The sequence below is a fragment of the Blautia intestinalis genome, from assembly GCF_014297355.1.
GTDB lineage: Bacteria > Bacillota > Clostridia > Lachnospirales > Lachnospiraceae > Blautia_A > Blautia_A intestinalis.
Genome location: NZ_JACOQE010000021.1, coordinates 1 through 3,747, shown reverse-complemented (window position 1 = coordinate 3,747; position 3,747 = coordinate 1). Strand labels below are relative to the sequence as shown.

The window sequence follows — 3,747 nt, the reverse complement described above, 5'->3', positions numbered from 1 at the left end:
CAGCTCCTGTCTTTTCAGGAGCAGAACCAGAGTTTAAAAAGCTTAAACAGCGAATTATCCAGGCTGCTAAATCTTTTGCCAGATACAGAAGAACTGCTCTCACAGATCGAGCAACAGAAAACCAGAATCGAACAGTTGGAAAACGAGAATCAGCAATGGCAGGAATTAACGCAGAAGCTGAACAACGAGAACAGCTTATTGCAGAAACAGAACAGCGAATTGCTGACCTTAAACAGCAGATAGAGAAAGCGAGGGAGATCGATGAGCGAATGCAGAAACTTAGAGAACGTCGGGCAGGTGGAAGAACTTCTGCTGATGACCGAACAGATGCAGGACGAACTGGATCAGAAAGACCAGACAATCCAGGAACTAAACAGGCAGCTAAGCGAATCGCTGACCTTGAACGAGAAATTGAACAGCGAAAACAGAGCCGAGAATATCGAAGCATTGCGGACAAGATTAAGGCAAACAGAGGAACGATTGACCAGCGAGACAGACAGCAGGAAAAGAGCCGACGCAGAAGCCGTGGCATGGAAATTTAAGTATGAAAAAGCAGAGCAGGAAAAACTTTATGCACAGACACACCAAAAGACGGTAGAGGTAGCTGTTGAGAAAAAAGTGCCTTATGAGAAATGTGAAAAATGTGACCGTACTGCTTACCGGAAAGCAAAAGAAAAATGCGATAGCCGTAAAAGCCAGTTAGAAAAGAAATATAAAAATATGACGATTGGTTATGAAAGTATCTTGTTTCTACTGGCATGGTACAGCATAACAACAACACTGTTTACTGCGATTCTTTCGCCGGTTTTCCTTAACGACTGTATCGTCTTTTTCGGTGCGTTAGGAAAAGGAATGGGAAGTTTATTTCGGGAGTTTGTGACAGGTGCAGACTCTTTCGGACAGTTAAGCAGTGGAATACCTAACAGTATTCTTTCCGGGATTGTGTACTGGCTGATTGCCGGTACTGTCATGGCAATTTTATTCGTAATAACCGGGTGGCTGATAATCGGGATTGGTTATCAGGTAGGAAAAATCTACCGGAAATATTGTTGGGATATCATCAGTATCGTGGTAGCGATAACGAGTACAGCTGTTGTAATTTACTTTGGAGAATGGATTAAAAACGCTAATCCGATAAATCTTATTGTATTGCTATTACTGTCGCATATTATTTATATTGGAATCAGATGTTATGTGAAAGACTGGATGGAAGAACGAGGATATTATTAAAAGAGGACAGGGAAATTTCATAATCTTCCTGTCCTTAGTAAGGGACTATTGATTGTTTATATAAAGAAAAAGTATATAAATAAATCTTGACAATTAGTACGAACTCGGACTATAATATAAAAGTCCGGATTCGTACTAGTTTAAGGAGGAAAAAGATGAGAAAAGATAATAATATGATAATACAGTTGCAACGATATTATGCTTTATGGAAAGAATGTACAGCAATGTATGAGGAATGGTCAAAGGATCAGGGACTGTCTTCAAATGGAGTTTTTGCTTTGTATTCATTTTATGAAAGTAATGGAAGATGCACGCAGAAAATGATAAGTGAAAACTGGAATATACCTAAGCAAACGGTAAATACGATACTAAAAGATTTTCAGAAAAAAGGATACATCAATATGGTATCTGATGATTCAGACAAGAGAAATAAGCTGATATGCCTCACAGAATCAGGAATGGAATATACGAAAGATATCATAGAAAAACTGCACTCAAAAGAAATATATGTAATCGAAAAAATGGGATTAGAGAATATAGAAAGTCTTAATGATAATACAGAGCTGTTTATCAGACTTTTCAAGGAAGGAGATTGTAAGAAAAATGAATCATAAATCATTATTTTTTAAATATGTTATTCCATCTATTATAGCATTTGCATTATCAGGAATATATGCGATAGTGGATGGATATTTTGTAGGCAATACCATAGGAGATGCTGGACTTTCGGCTATTAATATTGCATATCCGATTGAGGCTTTGATTCAGGCTCTTGGAACAGGAATTGGTATGGGAGGAGCTGTTTATTACTCAATTAATGCAGCAGAAAAGAAAGGAAAACGGGCAGAAGAATTTATTGCTACAAGCTGGTGGCTTCTTGTAATAGTAAGTGTTATCAGTACCATAATTATTTACTCCTTTTCGTCTAAAATTTTAGGATTGCTTGGAGCAGATGGAATTATATTAACAAATGCGACAGATTATATCAAAATTATAGCACTTGGAGCAATATTGCAGATTCTTGGAACTGGAATGATGCCATTCATTAGAAATTATGGAAACTCTTTCTGGTCAATGTTTGCGATGGTTGGTGGATTCATAACCAATATTGTTCTGGATTTTATCTTTGTATGGATATATGAAATGGGCATGAAAGGTGCAGCCACAGCTACAATAGCCGGACAGGGTGTGACTGCAGCAATTGCAATCATATACGCATTATATAATAAAAAGTTTTATGTGTATGTATCCTTAAAAAATGTAAAAGAAATGTGTGGCGCTATATTCAGAGTAGGTCTTGCACCATTTGGGCTAGCATTGACTCCTAATATTTCATTGGTGTTTATAAACCGATTCTCCGCTTCTTATGGGGGAGAAAAAGCTATTGCAACTTATGCATGTGTATCCTATATTATCTGTATCATATATCTCATATTGCAGGGCGTAGGTGATGGAAGTCAACCTTTAATGAGCCGTTTTTATGGTGAGAAGGATCAAGAAAGCCTGAGAGGAGTTCAGAGAATGGCATACATTTTTGCAATAATTCTTGCTGTTTGTGGTGGAATTATCATGTATGTAAACAGAGCAAATATTGGAGGGGTTTTCGGAGCTTCTTATGAAGTAAGTATTGAGATTTCTAAAATTGTACCTATATTTTTAGTGTCATTACCATTTGTTGCGATTACCAGAATAGCGACAGCTGGATTTTATGCTACTGAAAAAAGTGGATTGTCATACATTCTTACATTCATTGAACCAGTATTGATGCTGATATTTATGCTTGTTTTACCACCTTTATTTGGTGGACAGATTATGATATGGTGGAGTACGGTATTGGCACGTGTTTTTTCAGCGATTCTGGCATTCATACTAATAAAATATTGCGAAAAGGGAGATTTGCAATATGGAATACAGAAAATTTAACAATCAGATAGTAGCAAGAATAATCTAGGTTTATCTATTGTATTTTTAAGGACAGCCTCATAGCAATAGGGCTGTCCTTTTAAAATTATGAAGCTAATTTTTAATAAATTCTAGTAGATTTTGATTGGAATAATCATAACTCTAATGAATCTTCAGCATCTACCCACATCTGTAAATTCCCATCAAGATATAACCTTGCATATTCTAATGGCTCATCGATTGCAAGCGATGTCAAAGCACAATCAGATCCAGGTGTGGTTCTTAAATTTTTTTCTGCTTCCCAACAATCAATACGGAGTATATAGCCCGTATTAGTATATACATCAATGCTGTTGCACTGTGGATTGTATTCTGCAAATATTGTTCTCATCGTATCCCATCTCCTTATCATTTAATCAATCAGTAGTAGCAAAAATTAAGAAGCATTTCAATCAGTTCACCATGTCACTTTTATTTTGTGTTATACTGTCTTATAGATTTTTCTTGCCCTTGTATTTGCCCTTATCAGAGTGCATAAACACTGATGGGACGATATAACACAAGGGAAATAATAAGGGAAAGCTCACCTGCGACAAATCCAGTGTTTTCAAGGGG

At 36.7% G+C, this 3,747-nt stretch carries 4 protein-coding genes and 1 pseudogene; 4 read left to right on the top strand and 1 reads right to left on the bottom strand.

Going from position 1 to position 3,747, the window contains the following annotated elements; genetic code table 11:
- The 4 genes and pseudogenes from H8Z79_RS16475 to H8Z79_RS16460 form a co-directional block, all read left to right on the top strand.
- Positions 1 to 542 (top strand): annotated as a pseudogene (locus tag H8Z79_RS16475) (MobA/MobL family protein); the annotation flags it as partial.
- On the top strand, positions 481 to 1,230 hold the full coding sequence (locus H8Z79_RS16470; RefSeq protein WP_009243742.1) for a DUF6040 family protein: 750 nt from the start codon (positions 481 to 483) through the stop codon (positions 1,228 to 1,230). The pseudogene H8Z79_RS16475 and the gene H8Z79_RS16470, both read left to right, overlap by 62 nt.
- A gap of 155 nt (positions 1,231 to 1,385) precedes the next feature.
- Complete coding sequence (locus H8Z79_RS16465; RefSeq protein ID WP_187002964.1) at positions 1,386 to 1,844, top strand: MarR family transcriptional regulator; 459 nt, start codon at positions 1,386 to 1,388, stop codon at positions 1,842 to 1,844.
- A complete protein-coding gene (locus tag H8Z79_RS16460) occupies positions 1,834 to 3,153 on the top strand; it encodes an MATE family efflux transporter (protein ID WP_002595210.1) in 1,320 nt (439 codons plus the stop codon). Before H8Z79_RS16465 ends, H8Z79_RS16460 begins: the two co-directional genes overlap by 11 nt.
- Before the next feature lie 133 nt (positions 3,154 to 3,286).
- Here the strand turns inward: H8Z79_RS16460 and H8Z79_RS16455 are convergent, their stop codons facing one another.
- Positions 3,287 to 3,523 (bottom strand): DUF6061 family protein, encoded by a 237-nt coding sequence (locus H8Z79_RS16455; protein ID WP_002578301.1) that lies wholly within the window; start codon positions 3,521 to 3,523, stop codon positions 3,287 to 3,289.
- Positions 3,524 to 3,747 lie beyond the last annotated feature (224 nt).